The 25,784-nt window shown below is 69.3% G+C and carries 23 protein-coding genes and 1 pseudogene; 9 read left to right on the forward strand and 15 right to left on the reverse strand.

The window, feature by feature from the left end; genetic code table 11:
* Positions 1-374: 374 nt before the first annotated feature.
* The 7 genes from PcP3B5_RS13060 to PcP3B5_RS13090 form a co-directional block, all read right to left on the reverse strand.
* Positions 375-1,325 (reverse strand): ornithine cyclodeaminase family protein, encoded by a 951-nt coding sequence (locus PcP3B5_RS13060; protein WP_061561507.1) that lies wholly within the window; start codon positions 1,323-1,325, stop codon positions 375-377.
* A 94-nt stretch (positions 1,326-1,419) separates the two neighbouring features.
* Positions 1,420-2,472, reverse strand: coding sequence for a proline racemase family protein (locus PcP3B5_RS13065; protein WP_061561508.1), 1,053 nt, complete (start codon positions 2,470-2,472; stop codon positions 1,420-1,422).
* Positions 2,473-2,572: 100 nt separating this feature from the next.
* The gene (locus PcP3B5_RS13070) at positions 2,573-3,907 is read right to left on the reverse strand and encodes an MFS transporter (RefSeq protein ID WP_061561509.1); all 1,335 of its coding nucleotides are present in this window, start codon (positions 3,905-3,907) and stop codon (positions 2,573-2,575) included.
* Positions 3,908-4,291: 384 nt separating this feature from the next.
* On the reverse strand, positions 4,292-4,492 hold the full coding sequence (locus tag PcP3B5_RS13075) for a tautomerase family protein (protein WP_061561510.1): 201 nt from the start codon (positions 4,490-4,492) through the stop codon (positions 4,292-4,294).
* A 191-nt stretch (positions 4,493-4,683) separates the two neighbouring features.
* Complete coding sequence (gene gabD / locus PcP3B5_RS13080) at positions 4,684-6,135, reverse strand: NADP-dependent succinate-semialdehyde dehydrogenase (protein WP_061561511.1); 1,452 nt, start codon at positions 6,133-6,135, stop codon at positions 4,684-4,686.
* Between the two features lie 72 nt (positions 6,136-6,207).
* Positions 6,208-7,851, reverse strand: a complete 1,644-nt coding sequence (locus PcP3B5_RS13085) for an acetolactate synthase large subunit (protein WP_043266505.1) — start codon at positions 7,849-7,851, stop codon at positions 6,208-6,210.
* Positions 7,852-7,976: 125 nt separating this feature from the next.
* Positions 7,977-8,759, reverse strand: coding sequence for an NAD(P)-binding domain-containing protein (locus PcP3B5_RS13090; RefSeq protein WP_061561512.1), 783 nt, complete (start codon positions 8,757-8,759; stop codon positions 7,977-7,979).
* A gap of 262 nt (positions 8,760-9,021) precedes the next feature.
* Here PcP3B5_RS13090 and PcP3B5_RS13095 point away from each other — a divergent pair, with 262 nt between their 5' ends.
* The 4 genes from PcP3B5_RS13095 (at position 9,022) to ydiJ (ending at position 14,275) form a co-directional block, all read left to right on the forward strand.
* Positions 9,022-10,338: an NAD(P)/FAD-dependent oxidoreductase gene (locus tag PcP3B5_RS13095; protein ID WP_061561513.1), complete on the forward strand. Its 1,317-nt coding sequence runs from the start codon at positions 9,022-9,024 to the stop codon at positions 10,336-10,338.
* A 66-nt stretch (positions 10,339-10,404) separates the two neighbouring features.
* A complete protein-coding gene (locus PcP3B5_RS13100) occupies positions 10,405-10,755 on the forward strand; it encodes a cupin domain-containing protein (protein ID WP_009619756.1) in 351 nt (116 codons plus the stop codon).
* Between the two features lie 14 nt (positions 10,756-10,769).
* On the forward strand, positions 10,770-11,114 hold the full coding sequence (locus PcP3B5_RS13105) for a RidA family protein (protein WP_009619757.1): 345 nt from the start codon (positions 10,770-10,772) through the stop codon (positions 11,112-11,114).
* Positions 11,114-14,275, forward strand: a complete 3,162-nt coding sequence (ydiJ, locus tag PcP3B5_RS13110) for a D-2-hydroxyglutarate dehydrogenase YdiJ (RefSeq protein ID WP_061561514.1) — start codon at positions 11,114-11,116, stop codon at positions 14,273-14,275. The genes PcP3B5_RS13105 and ydiJ overlap by 1 nt, the downstream gene beginning before the upstream one ends.
* Here ydiJ and yddG read toward each other — a convergent pair.
* Together yddG and PcP3B5_RS13120 are read right to left on the reverse strand one after the other, a co-directional pair.
* On the reverse strand, positions 14,184-15,083 hold the full coding sequence (yddG, locus tag PcP3B5_RS13115; RefSeq protein WP_009619759.1) for an aromatic amino acid DMT transporter YddG: 900 nt from the start codon (positions 15,081-15,083) through the stop codon (positions 14,184-14,186). The genes ydiJ and yddG overlap by 92 nt on opposite strands.
* A gap of 157 nt (positions 15,084-15,240) precedes the next feature.
* Positions 15,241-16,293, reverse strand: coding sequence for a GlxA family transcriptional regulator (locus tag PcP3B5_RS13120; protein ID WP_009619760.1), 1,053 nt, complete (start codon positions 16,291-16,293; stop codon positions 15,241-15,243).
* 1,068 nt (positions 16,294-17,361) lie between these two features.
* On the opposite strand from PcP3B5_RS13120, the gene PcP3B5_RS13125 reads away from it, so the two are divergent.
* The 3 genes from PcP3B5_RS13125 (at position 17,362) to PcP3B5_RS31985 (ending at position 20,262) form a co-directional block, all read left to right on the forward strand.
* Positions 17,362-18,753, forward strand: a complete 1,392-nt coding sequence (locus tag PcP3B5_RS13125; RefSeq protein WP_009619761.1) for an NAD(P)/FAD-dependent oxidoreductase — start codon at positions 17,362-17,364, stop codon at positions 18,751-18,753.
* A 12-nt stretch (positions 18,754-18,765) separates the two neighbouring features.
* Positions 18,766-19,737 (forward strand): D-2-hydroxyacid dehydrogenase, encoded by a 972-nt coding sequence (locus PcP3B5_RS13130; RefSeq protein WP_061561515.1) that lies wholly within the window; start codon positions 18,766-18,768, stop codon positions 19,735-19,737.
* Between the two features lie 153 nt (positions 19,738-19,890).
* On the forward strand, positions 19,891-20,262 hold the full coding sequence (locus PcP3B5_RS31985) for a hypothetical protein (protein WP_203228550.1): 372 nt from the start codon (positions 19,891-19,893) through the stop codon (positions 20,260-20,262).
* A gap of 208 nt (positions 20,263-20,470) precedes the next feature.
* Here PcP3B5_RS31985 and PcP3B5_RS13140 read toward each other — a convergent pair.
* Both PcP3B5_RS13140 and PcP3B5_RS13145 read right to left on the reverse strand, forming a co-directional pair.
* Positions 20,471-20,620 (reverse strand): annotated as a pseudogene (locus PcP3B5_RS13140) (con-10 family general stress protein); the annotation flags it as partial.
* Between the two features lie 148 nt (positions 20,621-20,768).
* On the reverse strand, positions 20,769-21,422 hold the full coding sequence (locus tag PcP3B5_RS13145; protein WP_061561517.1) for a phosphoribosyltransferase: 654 nt from the start codon (positions 21,420-21,422) through the stop codon (positions 20,769-20,771).
* 739 nt (positions 21,423-22,161) lie between these two features.
* Here PcP3B5_RS13145 and PcP3B5_RS13150 point away from each other — a divergent pair.
* Complete coding sequence (locus PcP3B5_RS13150) at positions 22,162-22,404, forward strand: hypothetical protein (RefSeq protein WP_009619767.1); 243 nt, start codon at positions 22,162-22,164, stop codon at positions 22,402-22,404.
* A gap of 53 nt (positions 22,405-22,457) precedes the next feature.
* The gene (locus tag PcP3B5_RS31990) at positions 22,458-22,601 is read left to right on the forward strand and encodes a PSPA7_2676 family Cys-rich small protein (protein ID WP_162839907.1); all 144 of its coding nucleotides are present in this window, start codon (positions 22,458-22,460) and stop codon (positions 22,599-22,601) included.
* Between the two features lie 55 nt (positions 22,602-22,656).
* Here PcP3B5_RS31990 and PcP3B5_RS13155 read toward each other — a convergent pair whose 3' ends face one another.
* The 4 genes from PcP3B5_RS13155 to PcP3B5_RS13170 are packed head-to-tail and all read right to left on the reverse strand — an operon-like array spanning position 22,657 to position 25,689.
* Positions 22,657-23,328 (reverse strand): glycosyltransferase family 2 protein, encoded by a 672-nt coding sequence (locus tag PcP3B5_RS13155; RefSeq protein WP_061561518.1) that lies wholly within the window; start codon positions 23,326-23,328, stop codon positions 22,657-22,659.
* Entirely contained in the window at positions 23,325-23,909 is a 585-nt protein-coding gene (locus PcP3B5_RS13160) for a methyltransferase domain-containing protein (RefSeq protein ID WP_043266490.1), read from the reverse strand. Before PcP3B5_RS13160 ends, PcP3B5_RS13155 begins: the two co-directional genes overlap by 4 nt.
* Complete coding sequence (locus PcP3B5_RS13165) at positions 23,906-24,667, reverse strand: PIG-L deacetylase family protein (RefSeq protein ID WP_061561519.1); 762 nt, start codon at positions 24,665-24,667, stop codon at positions 23,906-23,908. The genes PcP3B5_RS13160 and PcP3B5_RS13165 overlap by 4 nt, the downstream gene beginning before the upstream one ends.
* A complete protein-coding gene (locus PcP3B5_RS13170) occupies positions 24,664-25,689 on the reverse strand; it encodes an acyl-CoA dehydrogenase family protein (protein ID WP_058072382.1) in 1,026 nt (341 codons plus the stop codon). Before PcP3B5_RS13170 ends, PcP3B5_RS13165 begins: the two co-directional genes overlap by 4 nt.
* Positions 25,690-25,784 lie beyond the last annotated feature (95 nt).

Raw genomic sequence — 25,784 nt, forward strand, 5'->3', positions numbered from 1 at the left:
GGTTTCGCCAAGGCTCAACCTATCCTACGAAGAGCATCTCGGCAAAGTCGGCAAGACAGTTGCTCCTACACCTTCCGGCAAATATGAGGCCGCGTAGGATGGCGTTGAGCGAAGCGATACCCATCACCACGACCGCATGGGTTTCGCCAAGGCTCAACCCATCCTACGAAGAGCGCCTCGGCGCAGTCGGCAAGACAGTTGCTCCTACGCCTTCCGGCAAATATGAGGCCGCGTAGGATTGTGTTGAGCGAAGCGATCACCACGACCGCATGGGTTTCGCCAAGGCTCAACCCATCCTACGAAGAGCGCCTCGGCGCAGCCGGCAAGACAGTTGCTCCTACGCCCGTGCTTCCTGGAACCGAGCGGACTCCGCCCTATGCACCCAGGCCCTTCGCCCGGGCTTTCAGCCGGCCCAGGGCGTACTGGCAGACGACCAGGTCCAGATGGGCGCCGCCGGCGTTCTTGTACAGCGTGCGCTCCGTGGCGGCGCGGGCGAAGGGGTTGCGCTGGTACAGGTCGTAGAGATCGCCCTCGATCTGCCCGGGCTGGATGACGCCGGCCTGCAGCGGCCCCAGGATGTCGCCCGCGCAGGCCGCGCTGCCCCGGTCGTCGACGAATATCCGCGCGTTGGCCACCGCCTGGTCGTCCGCCTCGCGCATGTCCGCGCGGTAGCCGCCGACGAGGTCGAGGTGGGTGCCGGGGCGCACCAGCTCGCCGCGGATCAGCGGGGTGGGGGCGCTGGTGGCGGAGGCGATGATGTCGGCGCGGGCCACGGCCGGGTCGAGGTCGTCGACGATCCGCGCGTTCACGCCCCTGGCCTGGAGTTCGGCGCAGGTCGCCATGAGCTTCGCGGCCGTGCGGTTCCACAGCAGCACCTCGCGGAGGGATGGGCGGATGTGCAGGTAGGCGTCCGCCAGGGCCTGGGCGATGGGCCCGGCGCCCATGACCAGCAGCACGGCGCTGTCCTCGCGGCTCAGCTTGCGGGCGGCCAGCGCCGAATCCGCGGCGGTTTTCCAGCGGGTGATCTCGGGGCCGTCGAGGATGGCGGCGATGGCCTTGCTGGCCTCGTCGATGACGATGAAGGCCGCCTGCTCGGTCGGCACCGGCGGCGTCGCGGCGTTGCCGGCGGGGTAGATGGAGCAGACCTTCACCCCGGCGCCGTAGCCGGGCAGCACCACGCCGCGGCTGAACAGTCCGTATTCGGCGTCGCCGATGAAGTAGCTGTCGCCGGCGGGGCGCGCGCCCAGGTGCGCCTGCTGCAGCGCCTGCAGCACGCCTTCCCAGTCCAGCAGCGCGCGGATCTGCGCGGCGTCGATCATTTGCATTCTTCCATCCTCCTGGATGCCTGGCTGAAAAACGCCGAGGGCGCCTTCGGCTGGGAAGGCGCCCTCGGGGTGGATCATGAGTGACGGAGGCTGCTCAAGCCCAGATGTCACCTATGGTGAAGCCCTCGGTGAAGGGATCGTCGTGGTCCAGCACGAAGGTGTTGATTCCGTAGATCCAGCTCTTCCCGGTGATGGTGGGGACCACCGCCTTGCGCTCGCCGATGCGGGTTTCCTCGATCAGCCGACCGGTGTAGATGTTGCCGACGATGCCCTGGTGGCGGAAGTCCCGGTCCAGCGGCAGCTCGCCCTTGGCGTGCAGGGTGGCCATCTTGGCGCAGGTGCCGGTGCCGCAGGGGCAGCGGTCCAGCGCGCCGGTCCAGGTCGCCGGGTCGTCCCAGGAGAACTCGCCCGAGGCCATGGTCACCACGTTCTTCCAGTCGGCCCTGGGGTCGTCGCTGGGCCCGGACAGCTGCGAGATGGTGATGCCGATGCCCGGGTAGTCGGGGTGCGCCACCGGCAGTTGCTCGATGGCCGCCTGGCGGATCATCGAGGAGATGCGGGCGATCTCGGCGCCGTGCTGCGGGATCAGTTCCAGACCCTTGAACTGGCGGACGTCGGCGATGACGTAGAACATCCCGCCCCAGCCCACGTCGACCCTGACCTTGCCCAGGTGCGGCACGTCGATGGTCGCGTCCAGGTGCGCGGCGAAGGCCGGCACGTTCTGGAAGGTGACGCCCCTGACCTTGCCGTCCTTGCACTCGGCCTTCACCCGGATCAGCCCGGCGGGGGCCTCCAGCACCAGTTCGGTGACCGGTTCGCGCATCGGCAGCATGCCCATCTCCAGCAGCACGGTCACCACCGAGATGGTGTTGCCGCCGGACATCACCGGGTACTCGATCTGCTCCATGATGATGTAGCCGGCGTCGGCTTCCGGGTGCGTCGGCGGCACTATGATGTTGCAGCAGTGCGCCGGGTAGCCCCGCGGCTCGCGCAGCATCAGCTTGCGCAGCTGGTCGTCGTTTTCCTCCAGCCACTTCATCTTCTCGTAGACGCTGTTGCCGGGGATGTGCGGGACGCCGCCGGTGATGACGCGCATGGGCGTGCCGGCGTGGGTGTCCACCGCGTGGATCGTTCTCTTGAATGCCATCTTTTCTACCTGTACGTCTGCGGGCGGGGCCCGGGGTCGAGGTTCCGTCCGACGGCAGGAGGCCCGCCATGCGCGGGCCCGTGCTGCCTGTCGGCCGGGTTCAGTAGCTGAGCGAGCTGGCCTGGTGCAGGTCCAGGGAACGGGTTTCCGGGGCCATCAGCCAGGTGACGAAGAGGCCCACCATGGAGACGCCGAAGGCCACGAACATGGTGTTGGCGATGCCGATGCCGTCCAGCGACAGGGGCACCAGGTAGGTGCCGACGGCCGCGCCGATGCGCGACAGCGAGGTCGCCAGGCCCACAGCCGAACCGCGGATGGAGGTGGGGAACAGCTCGTTGGGGTACACGTACTGCAGCACCTGGGCGCCGCCGATGAACAGCGCGTAGCTGCCGAACAACATCAGCGTGAGCAGGGCCGCGCCGTCCGGGCACAGGCCCAGCAGCAACAGGGCCAGGCCCGACCAGAGGAAGCTGTGCATGAGCATGTTGCGCCGGCCCAGCGGGTTGATCAGGCGGACGCCCAGCAGGCAGCCGAAGACGAACATCACGGTGATGGCCACTGCGCCCCAGGCCGCCAGCTCGCCGGTCAGGCCCATGGTGCTGAGGATTTTCGGGGCGAAGGCGTAGATGGCGAACTGCGGGATGATCGAGCAGGTCCAGAAGATGCTGACGAAGAAGATGCGCTTGCCGTAGTTGGAGTGGAACAGCGACCAGACCGAGACGTGCTGCTCCGGGGTCTTCTCCGGCAGGTTGCGCACCGAGTACTGCTCGCCATAGACCTTCTTGATCACCTGGTCGGCCTCCTGCACGCGGCCCTTGCTCAGCAGCCAGCGGGCCGACTCGGGGGTGCCGGCGCGCATGACCAGGAACAGCACCGCCGGCACCACCGCGCTGGCCAGGGCCCAGCGCCAGGCGTCCGGGCCGGCGCTGCGCAGGATCAGCTCGCCGGCGATGTAGGCCACGGCGGCGCCGACGAACCACATCATCACCAGGCTGGCGAGGATGGAGCCGCGCTGTTTCTTCGGCAGGAACTCGGCCAGCAGGGAAGTGGCCAGCGGGTGGTCGGCGCCGATGGCGACGCCGAGCATCAGGCGCAGGGCGATCAGCGACCAGGCGGAGGCGACCCAGAACTGGCACAGGGAGAACAGTGCCAGGACCACCAGCACCAGCACGTACAGCGTCTTGCGCCCGAGCCGGTCGGTGAACAGGCCGCCGACGAAGCCGCCGAAGAACATGCCCACCAGCGAGGCCGCGGCGATCATGCCTTCCTGCAACGAACTCAGCTGCAGCGCCTGGCTCAGTTGCACCATCACCACGCCGATGATGCTCAGTATGTAGCCGTCGAGGAATGGGGCGCCGGAAGAATAGATCGCCAGCTTCTTGTGGAAGCTGTTCAGCGATGCATCTTCCAATGAAATCTTGTGATTGTTGGACATGGAGCCTCCGTCAGCGCTCAGCATGCTTGTCCATGGGGGGCCGGACAAGGCTCGCCGGCGGAACAAACAGCTGTTTCTTGTTGGAATTGTTCAGTGGCTTTATCTGCACGAGTGCATCGGCCCGGCACGGCCACGGGAAGTCGCGCCGACGCTTGCCGGCGCGGCCCTGCATCCTTTCTTTTCCTGGCGTACAGATACGAACCACAGCCTGGTCAGCACTATCTCACCGAGGGCTTTGGCGGCCATATAACAGGCCTGACTACTTATAGGAGATTCCTTCTGGAGGGCCGCGGGCGCTCTGGCTCGCGGGCTGCAGGCCGCGCCGGGCGGGGCCTGCAGAGGGCGGGAAGGGCGCCGCGACGCCGGGCGCCGCGGCGCAATCCGCTAGGCCGGATCCTCGCCGGGCCGGGCGAACAGCTCGCCGGCCACCGCCCAGTCGCAGGGGCTGACGTTCTCGAAGACGACGTGGATCCACTTGCTGTCCATGCCGGTCTTCTCGGCCAGTACGCGGGTGAACTCCGCGGCGACTTCCGCCTTCACGGAGTCGCTCTTGTCATTGAACCAGGTGACGCGGATTACGGGCATGGCAAGTTCCTCGGTTTGTCTGCCGTTGGTTCGGCGGGAGAGGGCATGATTCAGCGAGGCGTGAGTGCGGGATATAAGTACAAAGACAATTAATGCGATATTGAAAACGGCGGCCCGAAAATAAAAAACGCCAGTGGCGACTCCCGGTGCGCCACTGGCGGAAAGTTGTCAGCTGAACTTGTGCCGAAGGCTCACTGGATATTCAGGCACAGGTATTTGATTTCCAGATAGTCCTCGATGCCGTACTTCGAACCTTCGCGGCCCAGGCCCGAAGCCTTGATGCCGCCGAAGGGCGCCACCTCGTTGGAGATCAATCCGGTGTTGATGCCCACCATGCCGTATTCCAGGGCCTCGGCCACGCGGAACACGCGGCCCAGGTCGCGGGCGTAGAAGTAGGAGGCCAGGCCGAACTCGGTGTCGTTGGCCATGGCGATGACCTCGGCCTCGTCCTTGAAGCGGAACAGCGGCGCCAGTGGGCCGAAGGTCTCTTCCTTGGCCACGGCGGCGTCGTTCGGCACGTCGACCAGAATGGTCGGCTCGAAGAAGGTGCCGCCCAGGGCGTGGGGCTTGCCGCCGGCGACGACCTTGGCGCCCTTGCCCACGGCGTCGGCGATGTGCTCCTCGACCTTGGCCACGGCCTTGGAATCGATCAGCGGGCCGGTGGTCACGCCGCTCTCCAGGCCGTTGCCGATGTTCAGCTTGGCCACGGCAGCCTTGAGTTTCTCGACGAAGGCGTCGTACACGCCGTCCTGGATGTACAGGCGGTTGGCGCAGACGCAGGTCTGGCCGTTGTTGCGGTACTTGGAGATCAGCGCGCCTTCCACGGCGGCATCCAGGTCGGCGTCATCGAAGACGATGAAGGGCGCGTTGCCGCCCAACTCCAGGGAGACCTTCTTGATGTCCTGGGCGCACTCGGCCATCAGTTGGCGGCCGATCTCGGTGGAACCGGTGAAGCTCAGCTTGCGCACGATGGGGTTGCCGGTCAGCTCGCCGCCGACTTCGCCGGCGCTGCCGGTGACCACGCTGAACACGCCTTTCGGGATGCCGGCGCGCTCGGCCAGTTCGGCCAGGGCCAGGGCGGAATACGGCGTCTGCGAAGCGGGCTTGAGCACCATGGTGCAGCCGGCGGCCAGGGCCGGACCGGCCTTGCGGGTGATCATCGCCGAGGGGAAGTTCCACGGGGTGATGGCCGCGGTGACACCGATGGGCTGCTTGATCACCATCAGGCGCTTGTCCGGCTGGTGGCCGGGGATCATGTCGCCGTAGACGCGCTTGGCTTCCTCGCCGAACCATTCGAAGAAGGACGCGGCGTAGGCGATCTCGCCCTTGGCCTCGGCCAGCGGCTTGCCCTGTTCCTGGGTCAGCAGGCGGCCCAGGTCGTCCTGGTGCTCGATCATCAGTTCGAACCAGCGGCGCAGCTTGTTGGCGCGCTCCTTGGCGGTCAGCGCGCGCCAGGCCGGCAGGGCGCGGTCGGCGGCTTCGATGGCGCGGCGCGTCTCGGCGGCGCCCATCTTCGGCACAGTGCCGATGATCTCGTTGGTCGCCGGGTTGTTGACCTTCAGGGTCAGGCCGTTGTCGGCGTCCACCCAGGCGCCGTCGATGTAGGCCTGCTGGCGGAAGAGCGAAGGGTCTTTCAGTTGCATGCAATGCTCCTGTGGATTCGAGTGGGCGAAGGCTGGCCAGCGGCCCGGGGCGGGCCGCTGCGTCCATGGGGGTCAGACTTCCGAGCTGCGGGTTCTGAGCTCGATGTTGAGGATGCGGTCGTTCTCCGAGTAGTCCACCGGGCAGTCGATGACGTGCACCCCGGGCGTGCTCAGGCAGCGCTCCAGCAGCGGCAGGAAGCCCTCCGCGCTTTCCACCCGGTGGCCCTGGGCGCCGTAGGCCCGGGCGTACTGCACGAAGTCCGGGTTGCCGTAGTCCAGGCCGAAGTCGCTGAAGCCCATGTTCGCCTGCTTCCAGCGGATCATCCCGTAGCCGTCGTCGCGCAGGATCACCACCGTGAGGTTCATCTCCAGGCGCACCGCGGTTTCCAGCTCCTGGCTGTTCATCATGAAGCCGCCGTCGCCGCACACCGCGAGGATGCGTCGCTGCGGGTACACCAGGTGCGCCGCCATGGCCGAGGGCAGGCCGGCACCCATGGTCGCCAGGGCGTTGTCCAGCAGCACGGTGTTGGGCATGTGCGCCTTGTAGTTGCGGGCGAACCAGATTTTGTAGATGCCGTTGTCCAGGGCCACGATGCCGTCCGACGGCAGCGCGCGGCGCACGTCGGCCACCAGGCGTTGCGGGTACAGCGGGAAGCGCGCGTCGTCGGCGCCTTCGGCGACCTGGGCCTCGTTGGCCTCGCGGATCGCCAGCAGGCGGCCGAAGTCCCAGTGCGAGGTGTCGCGCAGCGCCTCGCCGATCTGCCACACGGCGTTGGCGATGTCGCCGATCACTTCCACCTGCGGGAAGTACACCGGGTCCACCTCGGCTGAGCGGAAGTTCACGTGGATCACCTCGGTGCCGCCGCGGACCATGAAGAACGGCGGCTTCTCGATCACGTCGTGGCCGATGTTGACGATCAGGTCGGCGGCCTCCACCGCGCGGTGCACGAAGTCGCCGGAGGACAGCGCGGCGTTGCCGAGGAAGCGCGGGTGGCGCTCGTCCACCACGCCCTTGCCCATCTGGGTGGTGACGAAGGGGATGCCGGTCTTGTCGATCAACTGCTTGAGGACCTTGGCGGTCATCTTGCGGTTGGCCCCGGCGCCGATCACCAGGATCGGGCTGCGCGCGGCCTGCAGTTTCTCCACCGCGGCCTCGATGGACTTGTGCTCGGCCAACGGACGGCGCGACAGGCTGCGCGGGATGGGCAGGCTGTCGGTCTGCTCGGCGGCGACGTCCTCGGGCAGCTCCAGGTGCACGGCGCCGGGCTTCTCTTCCTCGGCCAGGCGGAAGGCCTCGCGCACGCGGGAGGGGATGTTGTCGGCCGAGGCCAACTGGTGGGTGTACTTGGTCAGCGGCTGCATCATGCCGACCACGTCGAGGATCTGGAAGCGGCCCTGCTTGGACTTCTTGATCGGCTTCTGCCCGGTGATCATCAGCATCGGCATGCCGCCCAGGTAGGCGTAGGCGCCGGCGGTGACCAGGTTGGTGGCGCCGGGGCCGAGGGTCGACAGGCTCACCCCGGTCTTGCCGGTCAGGCGGCCGTAGGTGGCGGCCATGAAGCCGGCGGACTGCTCGTGGCGCGTCAGCACCAGCCTGATCGTCGACTTGCGCAGGGATTCCAGCAGGTCGAGGTTCTCCTCGCCGGGAATGCCGAAGACGTATTCGACGCCTTCGTTCTCCAGGCATTGCACAACCACATCGGCGGCCTTGGCCATCTTGCTTGCTACCTCGGTATTTCGGGGAGTGGAGGGTTGGGCGGCGGCGCGGCGCCACCCGGTGGAGCATAGGCCCGCTGGCGCGAAGGGCGCGGCGTTGCGCCAAACGGTCGCGGGCGGGGGCGCTAGGCGCCGGGCCCGCTCGAGCGGGTCAGCAGCGCGTCCAGCACCACTTCGCAGGCGGCGCCCCAGTGGGCGTTGGCCTGCAGGTGGTTGAGCATGTCCAGCCCGTTGGCGGTGTAGGTGCCGGGCGTGGCGATGGCCTGGCCGAGGGTCCTGAGGTCGACGCCGGGGTGGTGGCGGGCGCTGGCGATGCAGTCCTGCATGTTGTCCAGCACCAGGCTGCGCGCCTTGTCGGCGGGCAGGCCCTTTTCCACCAGCCATTGCTGCAGGTCGTGGAGGAAGAAGTAGAACCAGCCGTTCATGCAGGCGGCCACGGTGGCCAGTTCGAAGTCGGCTTCCTCCTGCAGCACCACCAGGTGCCCGAGCGCTCGCAGCGCCCGCTCGGTGGCCGCATCCGGCGGGCAGACCACCACGGTGGATTGGTTGAACTGCGCCGCATAGGAAAGCATCGCCCGCACGCAGCGGGCTCCGGGGAAGTGCCCGGCCAGTTGCGCCAGGCCGACGCCGGCGACCAGCGAAACCAGCTTGCGCCCCGGCGGCACCCGCACCTCGTCGGCCAGCGCCGCCAGGGCGTCGGGGCGCACGCCGACGACCAGCAGTTCGGCCGCGTCGACCACCGCCTGGTTGCTGTCCATCACCTGCGCGCGGCAGTCCGCGGCCAGTTGGGCGGAGCGCTCGTAGTTGCGCGGCGACAGCAGGATGCGCCCGTCGAAACCGCTGCGGCGCAGGCCGCGCACGACCTTCTCGGTCAGCTCGCCGACGCCCAGTATGCCAAGGCTGTGCATGATTACCCCCTTTGCCGCGGCACGCGCGGCGTGCCTGGCTCTCGATTCGATCGGCCCACTATCTCACCCGCGCGCCGGCTTGCCATATAACGACCGGGACAAGTGATAGGACGTTCGCGGCCGCGGGACCGGCGGGCAGGGGAGCTGGGCACGGCCGGCGTGGGCGGGCGAGGGGAAACCTGCTGGCAATCGTCCTTTTCGTTATAGGCGCCGGGCTGGCGCGCGCTCCAGAATTCGCCATCCGTTGTGAGAGCAGAACACCGTGAAAATACAAGAAACCCCTGCTGACGATAATGGCTGCGGCTGGTTCCACCTCAGCCCCCCGCGCACCCCGCGGGCCGCCCGCGGCGGCCAGGTGCGGGCGCGCTGGGCGGTGGTCGGGGCGGGCCTGACCGGGCTTGCCGCCGCGCGCCAACTGGCGTTGAACTTCCCGGCCGACGAGGTCGTGCTGCTGGAGGCCCAGGAGGTGGGCTTCGGCTCGTCCGGGCGCAACTCCGGTTTCGCCATCGACCTGCCCCATGACATAGGCGCGCCCGACTACATCGGCGATCCGGCCATTGCGCGGATGAGCCTGAAGCTGAACCTGTTCGCCCAGGGCGTGATCACCTCGCTGGTGGCGCGGCACGGCATCGACTGCCAGCTCAAGCCGGTGGGCAAGTACCAGGCGGCGGTGGAGGACAAGGGCCTGCGGGTGCTGGAAGCCTACAAGAGCGGCCTGGAGAAGCTCGGCCAGGCCTACCAGATCATCGAGGCCGACGAGCTGCCCGCGCACCTGGGCACTTCCTTCTACCGCCGCGCGCTGTACACCCCCGGTACCCTGCTGTTGCAGCCGGCGAGCCTGGTGAAGGGCCTGGCCGACAGCCTGCCGGCCAACGTCTCGCTGTTCGAGCGCTGCGCCGTCACCGAGGTGGACTACCGCGGGCCGATCACCCTGCGCCATGCCGCGGGCAGCGTGGTCGCCGACAAGCTGGTGCTCGCCAACAACGCCTTCGCCACCCAGTTCGGCTTCCTCAAGGGGCGCCTGCTGCCGGTGTTCACCTACGCCAGCATGACCCGCCCGCTGAGCGAGGAAGAGCAGGCGCGGCTGGGCGGCAAGCCGGTCTGGGGAATCATCCCCGCCGACCCCTTCGGCAGCACCCTGCGGCGCACCCCGGACCAGCGCCTGCTGGTGCGCAACAGCTTCAGCTTCAACCCCAGCGGCAGGATCGACGCGCGCCTGCTGGCACGGGCCGCGGCGGCCCAGCGGCGCTCCTTCGAGCATCGCTTCCCGATGCTGCCGGGCGTGGCGTTCGACTACACCTGGGGCGGCGCCATGGGCATGACGCGCAACCACGCCGGCCACTTCGGCGAGCTGGCGCCCAACGTCTACGGCGCGCTGGGCTGCAACGGCCTGGGCATCACCCGCGGCACCGGCACCGGCACGTTGCTGGCCGACTGGCTGGCCGGCCAGCGCAACGAACTGATCGACTTCCTGCTCGCCAGCGCGGGGCCCAGCCGCAACCCGCCGCAGCCGTTCCTGTCCCTCGGCGTCAACGCCAGCCTGTGCTGGGGCCAGCACCGCGCCGGCCTGGAAAGCTGACGGCGCGCAACCCTTACGAATCCGCCCGGGCAGGCCCCGGGCACCCCTTGAAGAGGAACCGAACCCATGGCCGTCAAACCGACCCTGATCAAGAACGCCGCGCAATCGCCCATGGGCGAACCGACCCCGGCCAAGCTGCCGGTCGGCGACCTCGTCGCCCAGGCCCGCCTGGGGCAGGACGTCACCCTGGAGGCGTCCTCCGCCTCGGTGGGCGTCTGGGAAAGCAGCCCGGGGGTGTTCCGCCGGCACATCATGAACCGCGAGTTCAGCCACGTCGTTTCCGGCTGGTGCATCTTCACCCCCGACGGCGGCGAGCCGCTGGAGCTGCGCGCCGGCGACGCGGTGTTCTTCCCGGCCAACTGCGAAGGCGTGTGGGACATCCGCGAACCCTTCCGCAAGACCTACGTGATCTTCTGAGGCGCCGGCGCAGCATGATTACCCGTATTGACGCATCGCCCAGGGCCAGCAAACTGGTCATCGCCGGCGACAGGATCGAAACCTCGGGCCTGGTGGCCAACGACTGCGCGGCGGGCATCGCCGGGCAGACCCGCGACGTGCTGGCCCAGCTCGACGCCCTGCTGGCCAAGGCCGGCGTCGGCCGCGAAGGGCTGCTGCGGGTGCAGATCTGGCTGGCCGACATGCAGGACTTCGCGGCCATGAACGAGGTCTACGACGCCTGGGTCGGCGGCGTGCTGCAGCCGGCCCGCGCCTGCGTCGGCGCGCAGCTGGCCAGCCCCGACTACCGCATCGAGATCCAGGCCTGGGCGCAACGCTGATGATCGCCCGTCTCCCCGCCGAACCCCGGCTCGCCAAGGTCTATCGCGCGTTCCTGGAGCGCTTGCGCGCCGCCGGCTTCCGCGGCGAGATCACCCCGGACCAGGCGACGCGCACGGTGCTCGCCACCGACAACTCCATCTACCAGCGCCTGCCGCAGGCGGCGGTGTTCCCGCTGGATACGGCGGACGTCGTCTGCCTGGCCGAGCTGGCCGGCCGCGCCGAGTTCCGCGAGGTGCTGCTGGCCCCGCGCGGCGGCGGCACCGGCACCAACGGCCAGTCGCTGACCGAGGGCATAGTCGTCGACCTGTCCCGGCACCTGACGCGGATTCTCGAGATCGACCCCGAGCGGCGCTGGGTGCGGGTGCAGGGCGGGGTGGTCAAGGACCAGCTCAACGCCGCGCTGCGCCCCCACGGGCTGTTCTTCGCCCCGGAGCTGTCGACCTCCAACCGCGCCACCCTCGGCGGCATGATCAACACCGACGCCAGCGGGCAGGGCAGCTGCACCTACGGCAAGACCCGCGACCACGTGCTGGAATTGCACAGCGTGCTGCTGGGCGGCGAAGTGCTGCACAGCGCGGCCATGGACGAACCGGCGCTGCAGGCGCAGATCGCCCGCGGCGACCGGCGCGCCGAGGTGCTGCGCTGCGCGCGCGACATCGCCGACAGCAAGGCCGAGCTGATCGCCGCCGGCTTTCCCAGGCTCAACCGCTGCCTGACCGGCTACGACCTGGCGCACCTGCGCGAGGCCGACGGGCGCTTCAACCTCAACAGCGTGCTGTGCGGTTCCGAAGGCACCCTGGGCTTCATCGTCGAAGCCAAGCTCAACGTGCTGCCGATCCCCCGTCATTCGGTGCTGGTCAACGTGCGCTACGCCAGCTTCATGAGCGCGCTGCGCGACGCCAAGGCGCTGATGGCGCTGCGGCCGCTGTCCATCGAGACGGTGGATTCCAAGGTGCTGCTGCTGGCCATGCGCGACATCGTCTGGCACGGCGTGGCCGAGTATTTCCCCGAGGATGCGGATACGCCGACCCTCGGCATCAACCTGATCGAATTCAGCGGCGACGACTGGCCCGCGCTGGAGCAGCGCGTCCACGCCTTCGTCGAGCACCTGCGCAGCGACACCTCCGTGCAGCGCCTGGGGCATACCCTGGCGATCGGCGACGAGGCGGTGAAGCGCGTCTACGCCATGCGCAAGCGCGCCGTCGGCCTGCTCGGCAACGTCGAGGGCCAGGCCCGGCCGCAGCCCTTCGTCGAGGACACGGCGGTGCCGCCGGAGCACCTGGCGGACTTCATCGCCGAGTTCCGCGCCCTGCTCGACGGCCACGGTCTGCAGTACGGCATGTTCGGCCACGTGGACGCCGGCGTGCTGCACGTGCGCCCGCTGCTGGACATGAAGGACGTGCGCCAGGCCGCGCTGATCCGCCCCATCTCCGATGGCGTGGCGGCCCTGACGCGCAAGTACGGCGGGTTGCTCTGGGGCGAGCACGGCAAGGGCCTGCGCTCAGAGTACGCGCCGGCCTACTTCGGCGAGCTGTACCCCGAGTTGCAGGCGCTGAAGGCGGCCTTCGACCCGTGGAACCAGCTCAACCCCGGGAAGATCGCCACACCGGCGAGCCTGCCGGAGGCACGGCTGACCGGTGTGGACGAAGTGACCCTGCGCGGCGAACTGGACCGCCGCATCGACGAGCGCGTCTGGCAGAGCTACGACACGGCCGTGCAGTGCAACGGCAACGGCGCCTGCTACAACTTCGACCCGGACGACGCCATGTGCCCGTCGTGGAAGGCCACCCGCTACCGCACGCAATCGCCCAAGGGGCGCGCCTCGCTGATCCGCGAGTGGCTGCGCCTGCAGGGTGAGCAGGGCGTCGACGTGCTGGCGCAGAGCGCGGCGATCCGCCGGGGCGGGCGGCCGCTGGCGCCGCTGTGGCGCTTGCGCAATGCCCTGGCCCGGCGCCTGGGCGAAAGCGACTTCTCCCACCAGGTGTACGACGCCATGGCCGGCTGCCTGGCGTGCAAGTCCTGCGCGGGGCAGTGCCCGGTGAAGGTCAACGTGCCGGAGTTCCGCTCGCGCTTCCTGGAGCTGTACCACGGCCGCTATGGGCGCCCGCTGAAGGACTACCTGATCGGCTCGCTGGAGTTCAGCATTCCCTTCTTCGCCCGCTTCCCGCGGCTGTACAACGCTTTGATGGACTTCGCCCCGGTGCGCCTGTTCCTCGCCCGGGTGGCCGGCATGGTCGACAGCCCGCTGCTCAGCCGCCTGGACTTCGACGCGGCCTGCGCGCGCTGGGACGTGCAACTGGCGACGCCCCGGCGCCTGGCCGGCCTGTCGGCGGCCGAACGCGAGCGCAGCGTGGTGTTCGTGCAGGACGCCTTCACCCGCTACTTCGAGACGGCGGTGGCCATCGACTGGATCGAGCTGGCCTCGCGCCTGGGCTACCGCGTGTACCTGGCGCCCTTCGCCGCCAACGGCAAGCCGCTGCACGTGCAGGGCTTCCTCGGCGCCTTCGAGAAGGCCGCGCGGCGTAATGGCGGGGCGCTGGCGGCGCTGGCCGCGTGCGGCGTGCCCCTGGTCGGCCTCGACCCGGCCATGACCCTGGTGTACCGCCAGGAGTACGCCAAGCTGCTGGGCGAGAACACGCCCCGCGTGCAACTCATCCAGGAATGGCTTTGCGACGTGCTGCCGGCGACGCAAGCGCCGACGGGGGCGGAGCGGCCCGGCTACCGGCTGCTGGCCCACTGCACCGAGAAGACCAACGCCCCGGCCAGCGTCGGCCAGTGGCAGCGGGTGTTCGAGCGGCTGGGGCTGGAACTCACGGTGCTGGCCACGGGTTGCTGCGGCATGTCCGGCACCTATGGGCACGAGACGCGCAACCTGCAGACCTCCAGGGCCATCTACGCGCAGTCCTGGGGACGGTTGATCGCGGAGCATGGCGTGGAGGCGAACCTGCTGGCCGACGGCTACTCGTGCCGCAGCCAGGTCAAGCGCATGGAAGGCAAGGCCCTGCCGCACCCGCTGCAGGCCCTGCTGGCGCACGTGCGCGGCCGGGCGGCCGGGCAGGGCGCGGGCATCAGCCGCTGCGCGACGCCCACCAGCACACCAGGGAACCCAGGGTCACCATCAGCGTGCCCTGCCAGAAGCTCAGGCCCAGGGCGGTGCTGAGGATCACCGAGCTGAAGGCCGAGGACAGCACCGGCGCGGTATAGGAGGTGGCGGCCAGCATCATCAGGTTGCCGGTGCGCAGCGCCTGGTTCCAGGCCGCGTAGCCCAGGGCGATGACCAGCGCCGTGGCCACCAGCAGCCCGGCCCCGCCGAGGCCGGGCATGGCCAGGGACTCGTCGCTGAAGGCATACTTGATCCAGAGCACCGCGCTGGCCATGGCGAAGAAGGGCACGGTGCCGTCCTTGGTCGGCGCCATGCGCTTGGAGATGCAGCAATACAGGGCCCAGACGCAGGCGCAGCCGACGCCCAGCCCGTAGCTCAGCGGGTTCTGCACGGCGTTGCGGGCGATGCTCTGCACCGACAGGCCCTGGCCGCCGCTGAGGATCCAGCCCACCCCCAGCAGCGACAGCGCCATCCCCGGGATCAGCCAGAGGCTGGCCCGCTGCAGCCGCAGCAGCGCGGCCAGCAGGACGGTCAGGCAGGGCCACAGGTGGTTGAGCATGGCCACCTCGATGGCCTGGGCGCGGTTCTGGGCGAAGGCCAGCGCCAGGAACAGGGCGATCTCGTAGGTGACGAACAGGCTCCCGACCACCACCAGGTAGCGCAGGCTGAAGTGCCGCAGCGAAGGCCAGCCCAGCAGCAGGGCGAGGAAGAGCGTGGCCACCGTGTACATCAGCGCGGCGCCGCCGAGGGGGCCGAAGGCCTCGCTCATCAGGCGCATGAGCGAGGCCATGGTGCTCCAGAGCAGGATGGCGCCTATGCCCAGGAGGTTGCCTTTGGTTTGTTGCGACGCTGCGGCGGTGGTCATGCTGTGCCTTGATCGGAAAGCGGGAGGCGGGGCGTGGCTCGGCGGGCGCCGAGCCTGGCGTCAGGGGCCTTCCCTGGGATTGTGTGGGGGGAGCGGATGAGATGCGGGGTTGCCGTGCGCCTGCCGCCGGGGCGGCAGGGCGCTGCGAGCGGGCCGTTCAGTGGCCGGAATTTATCAGTTTTTCCACGTCGTGGCGGCGCTTGCGGAACGAGCAGGGCGTTTCGCCGAACTGCTTGCGGAACCAGAGGATGAAGTGCGAGGCGTCGGAGAAGCCGGTCAGGTAGGCGATCTGGGTGACGTGCAGCTCGGTGTTCATCAGCATCTTGCGCGCCTCGTCCAGGCGCAGCTTGCGCCAGTACTGGGCGGGCGACTCGTTGGTGCTGGACATGAAGGCGCGGTGCAGCTGGCGCTCGTTGGTGCCGATGCTTTCCGCCACTTCGCGCAGCGAGGTGGGCGAGTCCATGTGGTTGCGCATGTAGGCGATGGCGCGCTCCACCAGGGCGTTCTTGTAGACGTGCAGCTCAGTCACCGGGGCCTTGTCGTCGCTGGCCTGGCGCTGGATTTCCTCGTCGTCCACCAGCAGGTATTCCAGGCCCTTCTGCGCGCGGATCAGCCCGCAGTGGCGGCTGATCAGCTTGGCCGCCAGGTCGATGGCGGTGCCGCCGGGACAGGTGATGATGCCGTCGTCGTCGACGTAGCTCTTGTCCACCAGCACTTCCGCTTCGGGAAAGCGCTGCATGAACTCCTCGCGGATGGTGAAGTGCACGGCGCAGCGGCGGCCGTCGAGCAGGCCGGCCTTGCCCAGCACGAAGGAGCCTGAGCACAGGCCGATGATCGGCGTCTTGGCCGCGCGCAGTTCGCGCAGCAGCTGCAGCAGGGATTCGGGCGGGTTGCGCGTCTCGCTCAGCAGGCCGCCGGCCAGCACCACGTAGTCGTACTGGTCGATGACGCTCAGCGGCTTGGTCGGGGAGATCGGCATGCCGCAGCTGGCGGTCACCGGCTGGTCGTCGCAGGTCATCCAGTCCCACTTGCAGAAGATCTGCTGGCTGCGGAAGGACTTGTCGGCGGCGAAGCGCAGCGAGTCCACCAGGCCGGCGACAGGCACCAGGGTGAACTGGTTCATCAGAATGAAGCCCACCCGCAGGTCGGGCTTCACCACCGGGGCTTCGGCGTCGTCGCCACCGGGTTCGTACACACTGGACATCTTCATTATTGTTGTCCTCTACCTCATGCCCTGGCGGCAGGGGCCGGGCGCTCCAGGTCGCATCGCCAGGGGCCGCGCCGCACGCGCGATGCCCTGCGATGGCTGCAGCTTAATCCCGGCCGGCTGTCTTAAATATAACAACGCTCTCGGAATCTATAAGATTTCGGCGCCCCCCGGGGGATTTCGGACAGCTGGCCGTGCCAGCGGGGCGTCCGGCGTGGCCGGTGAGTCCAATCGCGGACAAGGTCCGCTCCTACCGCATGAGCGAGCATGGCTTTTCGTAGGATGGTGTTGAGCGAAGCGATACCCATCACCACGACCGCATGGGTTTCGCCAAGGCTCAACCCATCCGTTGAGGTGCATCTCGGTGCAGCCGGCAAGACAGTTGCTCCTACGCCCGTGCTTCCTGGAACCGTAAGCGGGCCCTGCCCGCGAATCGCGCGCAGGGCGCGCTCCTACATGGGAATGGCGCGGGTGGGGCAGCGTAGGGGATCTCATCCGCGAATTGCGCCGGGATGTCCGGCGATCGCGGACAAGGTCCGCTACGGGGGAATGCCGTGCCTCGGGGCAACCTGTAGGAGCGGGCCCTGCCCGCGATTTCGCGCGCAGGGCGCGCTCCTACATGGGAATGGTGCGGGTGGGCCTGCGTAGCGGATCTTATCCGCGAATCGCGTCGGGATGGCCGGTTATCGCGGACAAGGTCCGCTACGGGGGGAGAAATACCGTGCTTCCCGGCTACCTGTAGGAGCGGGCCCTGCCCGCGATTTCGCGCGCAGGGCGCGCTCCTACATGGGAATGGTGCGGGTGGGGCTGCGTAGCGGACTCCGTCCGCGATTCGGCGGATAACGCCATAGGCGTTATGCGCCCTACGATGAAATACCCGAGCGCACCGGAACGCCCCTTCAGAGCATATGAAAATCCCGTTCCCCCAGCCAGAGAAACGGCATCCTTTCCCAAGCGAACGGCATTGACTCGGCAGCGGGCTTCTAGCATCTGTCCGTAACCTGATAGTGGCCGGCCGTCCCCTTCGGCAACATGTGTTCTAACCATCACATTCGCAGTGGGTGAATACACATGTACCGTGGCTTTTGGTATGCGCAGGCGCTGGATCGCGATTGTCACCTCGCCCCCTCGCTCAAGGGTAATGAGCAGGCCGACGTCTGCATCGTCGGCGGAGGTTTCCTTGGCCTGTGGTCGGCGATCCGCCTGAAGCAGGCGCATCCCGAGCGCCGGATCGTCATCGTCGAGCGCGACCGCTGCGGCTCCGGCGCCAGCGGCCGCAACGGCGGCATCGCCACCAACTGGTGGGCGAAGTACCTGTCGGTGATGAGCATCTGCGGCGAGAAGGAAGCGCGGCGCATCTGCGAGGCCGCCGAATCGGCCATCGACGAGATCGGCAGCTTCTGCCGCGAGCACGGCATCGACGCGCAGTACCGCAAGGACGGCTGGCTGTGGACCGCCAGCAACCAGCGCCAGGTGGACTCCTGGAAGGTGCTCACCGACAGCCTCGAACGCCATGGCGTCAACCCCTTCCGCAACCTCACCCGCGAGGAGGTGCGCCGGCGCACCGGTTCGGCGCGGATGATGGGCGGCATCTTCGACCCCAACGCCGCCACCGTGCAGCCGGCGATGCTGGCCCGCGGCCTGCGCCGGGTGGCCCTGGAGCTGGGCGTGGTGATCTACGAGAAGTCGCCGCTGACCACCCTGGAGCGCTCCGAGCAGCCGGTGGTGCATACCGCGCAGGGCAGCGTGCGGGCGAAGAAGGTGGTCGTCGCCATGAACGCCTGGGGCGCGCAGTTCCCCGAGCTGCGCCGGATGATCGCGGTCATGTCCAGCGACATGGTGGCCACCGCGCCGGTCAAGGAACGCCTGGATCAGATCGGCTTCAGCGGCGGCGAGTGCATCACCGACTCGCGCACCGTGCTCAACTACTACCGCAACACCCCCGACGGGCGCATCGTCTTCGGCAAGCCGCTGGGGCAGTTCGCCTTCGCCGGCAGGATCGGCGACCTCTACGAGCGCCCGACGCCGGCGGCGCAGAAGGTGGCTGCCGAGATGCGCAGCTTCTACCCGCAACTGAGCGACGTGCCCATCGTCAGCAGCTGGACCGGCCCGATCGACCGCGCCATGAAGGGCCTGCCGAACTTCGGCCAGCTGGGCGGCCACCCGAACATCGTGTTCGGCATCGGCTTCTCCGGCAACGGCGTCGGCACCACGGTGTTCGCCAGCCGGATCATCAAGTCGCTGGTGGAGGAGGCCAACGACGAGTGGGCCAACTGCGGCCTGGTCAACCAGAAGATGAAGCTGTTCCCGCCGGAGCCGTTCCGCTTCATCGGCGCCCACCTGGTGCGTGACGCGCTGGTGCGCAAGGAGTCCCTGGAGGACCGCAACCTGGACGCCAGCTTCCTGACCTCGCAGCTCGCCGCGCTGGCCCCCGCCGGCTACGTTCCCGCCCAGAAGAAATAGGAAAGCATTCCAATGAAGCATCGCATCGTCTTCCTCGACGACGAAGGCATCGGGCCCGACGTCCGCGTGCCGAAGCTGCCTTTCGAGCACACCTGGGTCAGCCACCGCTACACGCGCCCGGAGCAGGTGGTGGAGCACCTGCGCGGCGCCAGCGTGGCGCTGACCTGCAGCGTGCCGCTGCGCGAGGAACACCTGGCCCAGTTGCCCGACCTGCGGATGATCTCCCTGGCGCTGACCGGCACCGACATCGTCGACCTGGACTACTGCCGGGCGCACGGCATCAAGGTCAGCAACGTGCCGGGCTACGCCACCTACTCGGTGGCCGAGCATGCCGTGGCGATGATGTTCGAGCTGTTCCGCAAGGTCTCCAGCTACAGCCGCCTGATGCAGCGGGTGCGCAGCGGCGCCGCCGAGCCCAGGAACATCTACTTCGACTACCCGATCCGCGACCTGCGCGGCCGCGTGCTCGGCATCGTCGGCAACGGCCCCATCGGCAAGCGCGTGGCCGAACTGGGCAGGGGCATCGGCATGCACGTGGTCTTCCATGACCGCGGCGGCCGCTACGCCGGGCCCAGCTACGTACCGCTGGACACGCTGCTGCAGCTCAGCGACGTGCTGATGATCAACTGCCCGCTGACCGACGAGACCCGCGACCTGATCGGCGCCGCCGAGCTGGCGCGGATGAAGCCCGACGCGGTGATCGTCAACACCGGCCGCGGCGGCGTGGTCAACGAGGCCGCGCTGATCGAGGCGATGCTCGCCGGGCGCCTCGGCGGCGCCGCGCTGGACGTGCTGGTGGACGAGCCGGTGCAGCCGGACAACCCGATCCTGCAGTTGATCGAGCAGGACAACTTCATCCTCACGCCGCACGTGGCCTGGAGCAGCAACGATGCGATGCAGCGGCTGATCGACCAGAGCGTCGGCAACATCGCCGAGTTCGTCGCCTCGACCGACGGCGCGCAACGCCTCGGGGTGCTCAAGTGAACACCGGCCCGGCCTGCCGCGCGGCGGGCTGAGCTTAACGATCTCCACTTGTGCTGCCCACCGGCAAAGGTGCGCAGCACTTTTTTATGCAGATGCAACCTGGCGTCCAACGACAATCAACGAGGTATGCAGATGCCGTTCCGCCCGCTCGACATGCTCCGGAAGCTGCGCTACACGCGCGATGTGATGCAGTGCCGGGCCGAGCGGGTGCGCGAGATGCCCGGCCACCTGACCCGCCACCGCTTCCACTATCCCCTCCGGCAGGGCGACCGCTACCCGACCTGGCTGGTGGACATGGGCTTCCGGCTGGTGGAGGCCCTGGGCGGCTGGAAGGTGCCCCTGGCCTACCGCCGCCTGTCCCCTGCGCAGGCCGCCAGCGAGAGTGCCCTGGGACGGGGCAGGGCGGAGGCGCTCTCGCGGATCGCCGCTACGAGGCTCGGCTGCTCCGAGGCCCGTCGTCAGGAAGAGCTGTGCCATTTCGAAAGTCGACAGTGCCGGGCTCGCGAACAGGGCCTTGCCCATTGAGCGAAACCTCTCAGGAGGAATGAGCCATGACCCGGGAGGGCCCGCGGCGTAGTGGATGTTTCGTGCAGGATGCGCCAGCGGAAGCGATGGACCGCCTGGAAAGTCCATGGCCAATGCTGTTTGCCTTCAAAACGCTTTTCGCCGCAAAGCTCGGGCACGCGGTCCGGCCGGGTCCCCGGTGGAGCCAAAGGCTCCACCGGGTGAGGGCTTAGCTGCGCCCGCCTCCATGGCTGTGCTGCCCGCCCTTGCGGCCGGCTTCGGAGGCTTTCTCACGGTCGTTGGCGAAGTTGCCGCCGCTTTGCTGACCGCCTTTCTTCCCTGCCTCGGAGGCTTTTTCGCGATCGTTGGCGAAGTTGCCGGGGTTGGTGTTTTTGGAAGTCATGAAAGTGCTCCTCGGATGCATCGCATCCATTGGGTGGGCCGCCAGTCGGCCCACACAGTTACTGGGAAGGCATCGCCGGACAATGGTTCGAAGAAGTTTCGCCAGTGGTTGAAGCACCGTCGGATCAGGCGCCGGAAGGCGTCCGCGAGGGGCGGAGCAGGTCGATGACCTCCTGGTCGTCGAGCTGGTGGAAGTCCCGGTAGTAGTGGCCGACGCTGTGGAAATCCTCCGGCGTCAGCAGGCACACCAGCTCGTCCACCAGCGGCCGCAGTTTCTCCACGGTGGCCGGCGGCCCCACGGGCACGGCGAGGATGATCCGCCGCGGGTCGTCCTCGCGCAGGGCCTGCAGCGCCGCGCGCACGCTGTTGCCGGTGGCCAGTCCGTCGTCCACCAGGATCAGGTCGCGGCCGCGGCGTGACGCCAGCGGTTGCTGCCCACAGTAGCGGGCGCGGCGGCGCTCGATTTCCCGCAGCTGTTCGGCCAGGCGGCGTTCGAACCAGTCGGGCGCCAGGCGCAGCTGGCGCAGCAGGTCCTCGTCCTTCACCCACCTGGGCGGGTCGCCTTCCACCACCGCGCCCACGGCGTATTCCTCGTGGCCGGGCGCGCCTATCTTGCGCACCAGCAGCTCCAGGGGGTATTGCAGGGCCAGGGAGATTTCATAGGCCACCGGCACGCCGCCGCGGGGCAGGGCCAGCAGCAGGGGCTCGTGCATGGGCCGTTCGCGTAGCGCCTCGGCCAGGGCCTTGCCGGCGTGCCGGCGGTCGTCGAATGCGTTCATCGTCGGACTCCGAAGGGGATGGTGTCCGCCGCGTCCGGCTCCGGCAACGGTTCGGCGGCGTGGCAAAGGCGTTCGCGCCCGGCTTCGCTGGCGAAGGAGAACATGCTGCGTACCTCGTCCCGTGGTTCATTCTGGTTTGAGAAGGCAGCGGGGCGGGCGTTCAGGTTTTCAGTGCGGCGGCGGGCAGAGCAGGAAGCGCAGGGCAGGGGGCCGCTGGCCCCGCTCGCGCCGAAAAGCCGACGTCAGGAAATGACGGTAACTGGCTGGCGAAGCGTCGTTATAACTTCTTCTTATACAGGGGGGATTTCAACTCGCGGACGGCGTCCTGGCGCATGAGCGGGCACGGCTTTTCGTCGGATGGTGTTGAGCGAAGCGATACCCATCAGCGCAACCGCATGGGTGTCGCAAGCTCAACCCATCCTACGAAGAGCGCCTCGGTGCGGGGGGCAAAACCGTACCTCCCTGGAATTGTAGGAGGCCCTGCCCGCGATTCGCGCGCAGGGCGCGCTCCTACAGGGGAATGACGCGGGTGGGGTTGCGTGGGAGCGAGCATGGCTTTTCGTAGGATGGTGTTGAGCGAAGCGATACCCATCGGCGCAACCGCATGGGTTTCGCAAGCTCAACACCATCCTGTTCCTCCACGGCGTCCTTGGCGCGGTAGGCCGGTCGGCGAGCGCGGCTGAACCTTGGCCCGGAGCGCCGGTCAGCCGGAGACCACGCACCACGGAGGAACACGACCATGGCGCAGCCCCCGCGCTTTCGCATCCATTACGAGCTCGAAGGCCAGCCCTGCTCCCACGAGGTGGATGCCCCCAGCGGCAACCTGACCCCCGACCAGGCGCGCTTCCAACTGGAAAGCCTGCATTCGGACAGCAACCCGGCGGACATCACCGAACTGCGCATCGTCCCGCTGACGCCCTGCGAGGGCGAACCCGGCCCCGGCGACGGCTGGCAGGCCGGCGCCCTGGATGGCGTGGCCTGAGGCTGGCGCGTGATGAAACCTTGCAAGCCGTCCCGGGCAGGGGAGCCGCCGGCATGAAGTCCGCCCTGTTGTGCCTGCTCAGGGGCTGCGAGTGGGAAGGCCGGGAGATGCTGGAAGTGGGCCACGAGCGCCTGCTGCACCAGTGCTGCCGGCGCTGCGGCGCGCACCGCTACGCCGCCGCGGCCGAGCTGCCCTGAGCCCCTGGCCGCTGCTCGAGGGCGATCGGCTGCTCGCGGGTGCGCCGGCGATGGCTCATTCGCCCTGCGCCAGCGGCAGTTCGGCGAGGCTCTCCAGGTAGGCGCCGAAACCACCGTGGGCGCGGTAGTCGCGGCGGGCGCTGGTGGTCACGCAGGTCTGGTGCGTCCAGACGATGCGCGCGCCGCAGCGTTCCAGGTCGCGCACCAGGTGCACGTCCTCGTCGGTCGGTAGCGGGCGGAAGCCGCCGGCGCGGCGATAGGCCAGGGCGCAGATGCCCAGGTTGGCGCCGTGCACGTGGCGGTGGCCCTCGCGGGCCTGGTAGTGGCGCAGGTAGCGCGCGCGCACCTCGGGGGCATGGGCCGACCAGTCGTCCAGGCACACCGTGCCGCACACCGCCTCGGCGTCGAAGGCCAGCTGGCGCGCCAGCCAGTCGGGGCCGACGCGGCTGTCGGCGTCGGTGCAGGCCAGCCAGCGCGCGCCCAGGCCCAGCAGGTGCTGGGCGCCGGCGCGGCGGGCCTGGCCGACGTTGCGCGCGCTCACCGGCAGCACCGTCACGCCCAGCTCGGCGGCGATGGCCGCGCTGCCGTCGGTGCAGCTGTCGAGCACTGCCAGCACGGTTACCGGCTCGCCGTTCAGGGCCGGGTGGCGCGCCGCTTCCAGCAGTGACAACAGGCAGCCACGCAGGCGCTGTTCCTCGTTGTGCGCCGGCACCAGCACGCCGATCACGGGGCGGCCCCGGCGTTGTCGTCGAACCACAGCTCCAGGCGGAAGTCCGGTTCCAGGTGGCAGACCCGCGCCGGCGTGCCCATGGCCTCGGCGAGCAGGGCATGGACGGCGTCGCCGGCCAGTTCGCAGCCCTGGATCGGATGGCGCCAGTGGCAGGCCGCCAGCGCGGCGCCGCGCTCCAGGCTGGCGGCGGCGCGTTCGCAGGCCAGGCGCCAGGACTCCGCATCGAGGTAGTAGCCCAGCTCGCTGAGCACCACCAGGTCGAAACGGCCGGCGGGCCAGTCCTGGGGCAGGCCGCCCTGGCGCACGCGGGCGTGGTCGCAGCTGGCCAGGCGCTGGCGTGCCAGGCTCACGGCGGTGGCGCTGGGGTCGCTGCACAGCAGTTCATCGCAGCGCTGGGCCAGTTCGATGCTCAGTTCGCCGTTGGCGCAGGCCGGCTCGAAGCCGCGGGCGAAGCGCGGGCGCGGCAGGCAGGCCAGCAGCAGCGCACGCTTGCGCCGTTCGTACCAGCGGGTGCGGAAGGCCCAGGGGTCTGGATCGTCGGCATACAGCGCCTCGAAATGGCTGGCGGGCAGGCTCACAGGAAGTACACCTCGAAGGGTTGGTTGAGGGTTTCCAGCAGGTGCGGGCCGAGGATGGGGCCGGCGCCGTGGGCGGGGTCCGCTTGCAACTGGCTGGCGTGGGCGGCGATGGCCCGGCGCTTGCGCCCCCGGGCGCGCGCGTCCAGGTCCAGGCGCCGGGCCCGCGCCCAGGGCAGGCGCGGGTCGCCGGGGGCGGCCCAGTGCCAGGCCCAGATCGGCACTTCGCAATGGCGTGCGCCGCAGGCAGTGGCTGCCGCCGCGCAGGCCAGGCCGACCTGCTCGTGGTCCGGGTGGCCGTCGCGGCGCCAGGTGCTGAGCAGTCTGTCGCCGGGGCGCAGCAGGCCGCGCAGGGCGGTGTCGAGGGGGGCCGCAGCGACCTGGCCGTCGGCCATGCCCAGGCGCCGCCAGTGCAGGCGCGACAGGTCCAGGCCGAGGCGGGCGAGGGCCTCGCGGCTCTCTTGCGGGCGCACTTCGCGCAGGCGTTCGCGCGTCCAGCGGGACGAGCCGGGGTGGCTGGCCTCGCCATCGGTGACCGACACCAGCAGCAGCTCGCCGGCCCAGTCGCCCAGGCTGGCGAGCAGGCCGCCGCAGCCGAGCACCTCGTCGTCGGGGTGCGGCGCTACCAGCACCAGGCGCCCTTCGCCCAGCAGGGCCCGCGGGGTGATCCGCGGCAAGCGCTGCAGCGCCCGGCAGGCGCGCCAGGCCTGCGGGTCGGTGCCGGCGCCGGCTGCGGCTATCGGGTCCTGCGTCGCGCTCATAGCGCCCAGGCCTCGGCGGCCTGGGCGGTCAGGCGCAGGCCGAGGAAGGCCAGGTCGCGCTCGCCGTGGCTCTGGCGCAGGAACACCGGCAGGTCGGCGGCCAACTGGGCGAAATGCTGGTCGCGGCAGAATGGCGTGGCGCCCAGGGCGTGGCCGACGTGCCATTGCACCGCCTCCACGGCGCCCTCGACCTGGGCCCGCACGCGCCGGGCGCCGAGTTCGGCGCAGGTGTCGGGGTTGCCGTCGATCCAGCCGGCGCATTCCCGCAGCGCGCCGGCGGCGCCGGCCAGGGCGGCGTCCACCGCGCCCAGGTGGGCCATGGCGTGCGGGTCGTCGGTGTGGCCGTGGTGCAGGTAACTGGCCAGGCGGCTGGCCGCGCCGTACCAGCAGGCGGCGATGCCCGCCGCGCCGTGCCAGAAGCCCGGGCGCTCCAGGTAGGCCAGCGGCCCGCCCACGCAACGCGCCCCGGCTGCCGCGAAGCTGACCTCGACGCTGGCGGTGGCGGCCATGCCCACCGCGTTCCAGCCGCCCTCGGCGACCTGCACGCCCGGCTGCTTCAGGCTCACCGCCACCAGTTGCGGGCGCTGGTTCTCGTCCCGGACGCTGAGCAGCGCCTGGTCCACCTGGGCGGCGCCGGAGCACCAGGGCTTGACCCCGCTGATGCGCACCTCGTCGCCCCGGCGCGCCTCGATGCGTACCCGCTGGCTTGGCGGGTCGGCGGCCCACACCGCCCAGACGCCGGGGCGCCGCGGCACTTCGGGGGCCAGCTCGGCGAGGATCGCCAGGGCATCGGTGTGGCCTTCGTACAGCTTGAGCAGCGACAGGTCGGCGCCGGCCACCGTGGCCAGCGCCTGCCAGCGCTGCAGGGTGCGGCCGCTGCCGGGGCGGGGCAACTGGTCGAGGCCGGCGGCGCACAGCTCGCGCAGGCGCCGGCCCAGCGTGTCGGGCTGGCGGCTGAGGTCGCGGGGGAGTTCGAAGTCGGCGAGGGCCTGCAGCAGGCCGGTGGGCAGGTCGTGGGACATGGCGGCTCCGGCGGAGGTCGTTTCCCAGCCGACTGCCGGGCAAGGCCGGAGGTTCAAACCAAGCGCCGAACGCGCCGCCGGCCTACCGCCGGGAA

The organism is Pseudomonas citronellolis (assembly GCF_001586155.1).
Classification (GTDB): domain Bacteria; phylum Pseudomonadota; class Gammaproteobacteria; order Pseudomonadales; family Pseudomonadaceae; genus Pseudomonas; species Pseudomonas citronellolis.

What these genes read in the sequence shown, in the direction of transcription:
- PcP3B5_RS13070 (WP_061561509.1), bottom strand. Translation starts at nt 3,907, where the DNA reads ATGTCCAACAATCACAAGATTTCATTGGAAGATGCATCGCTGAACAGC.
- PcP3B5_RS13145 (WP_061561517.1), bottom strand. Translation starts at nt 21,422, where the DNA reads ATGAACGCATTCGACGACCGCCGGCACGCCGGCAAGGCCCTGGCCGAG.
- PcP3B5_RS13075 (WP_061561510.1), bottom strand. Translation starts at nt 4,492, where the DNA reads ATGCCCGTAATCCGCGTCACCTGGTTCAATGACAAGAGCGACTCCGTG.
- PcP3B5_RS31985 (WP_203228550.1), top strand. Translation starts at nt 19,891, where the DNA reads ATGCTCCGGAAGCTGCGCTACACGCGCGATGTGATGCAGTGCCGGGCC.
- PcP3B5_RS13100 (WP_009619756.1), top strand. Translation starts at nt 10,405, where the DNA reads ATGGCCGTCAAACCGACCCTGATCAAGAACGCCGCGCAATCGCCCATG.
- PcP3B5_RS13065 (WP_061561508.1), bottom strand. Translation starts at nt 2,472, where the DNA reads ATGGCATTCAAGAGAACGATCCACGCGGTGGACACCCACGCCGGCACG.
- PcP3B5_RS13125 (WP_009619761.1), top strand. Translation starts at nt 17,362, where the DNA reads ATGTACCGTGGCTTTTGGTATGCGCAGGCGCTGGATCGCGATTGTCAC.
- PcP3B5_RS13105 (WP_009619757.1), top strand. Translation starts at nt 10,770, where the DNA reads ATGATTACCCGTATTGACGCATCGCCCAGGGCCAGCAAACTGGTCATC.
- PcP3B5_RS13085 (WP_043266505.1), bottom strand. Translation starts at nt 7,851, where the DNA reads ATGGCCAAGGCCGCCGATGTGGTTGTGCAATGCCTGGAGAACGAAGGC.
- PcP3B5_RS13130 (WP_061561515.1), top strand. Translation starts at nt 18,766, where the DNA reads ATGAAGCATCGCATCGTCTTCCTCGACGACGAAGGCATCGGGCCCGAC.
- PcP3B5_RS13150 (WP_009619767.1), top strand. Translation starts at nt 22,162, where the DNA reads ATGGCGCAGCCCCCGCGCTTTCGCATCCATTACGAGCTCGAAGGCCAG.
- yddG (WP_009619759.1), bottom strand. Translation starts at nt 15,083, where the DNA reads ATGACCACCGCCGCAGCGTCGCAACAAACCAAAGGCAACCTCCTGGGC.
- ydiJ (WP_061561514.1), top strand. Translation starts at nt 11,114, where the DNA reads ATGATCGCCCGTCTCCCCGCCGAACCCCGGCTCGCCAAGGTCTATCGC.
- PcP3B5_RS13165 (WP_061561519.1), bottom strand. Translation starts at nt 24,667, where the DNA reads ATGAGCGCGACGCAGGACCCGATAGCCGCAGCCGGCGCCGGCACCGAC.
- PcP3B5_RS13090 (WP_061561512.1), bottom strand. Translation starts at nt 8,759, where the DNA reads ATGCACAGCCTTGGCATACTGGGCGTCGGCGAGCTGACCGAGAAGGTC.
- gabD (WP_061561511.1), bottom strand. Translation starts at nt 6,135, where the DNA reads ATGCAACTGAAAGACCCTTCGCTCTTCCGCCAGCAGGCCTACATCGAC.
- PcP3B5_RS13060 (WP_061561507.1), bottom strand. Translation starts at nt 1,325, where the DNA reads ATGCAAATGATCGACGCCGCGCAGATCCGCGCGCTGCTGGACTGGGAA.
- PcP3B5_RS31990 (WP_162839907.1), top strand. Translation starts at nt 22,458, where the DNA reads ATGAAGTCCGCCCTGTTGTGCCTGCTCAGGGGCTGCGAGTGGGAAGGC.
- PcP3B5_RS13170 (WP_058072382.1), bottom strand. Translation starts at nt 25,689, where the DNA reads ATGTCCCACGACCTGCCCACCGGCCTGCTGCAGGCCCTCGCCGACTTC.
- PcP3B5_RS13120 (WP_009619760.1), bottom strand. Translation starts at nt 16,293, where the DNA reads ATGAAGATGTCCAGTGTGTACGAACCCGGTGGCGACGACGCCGAAGCC.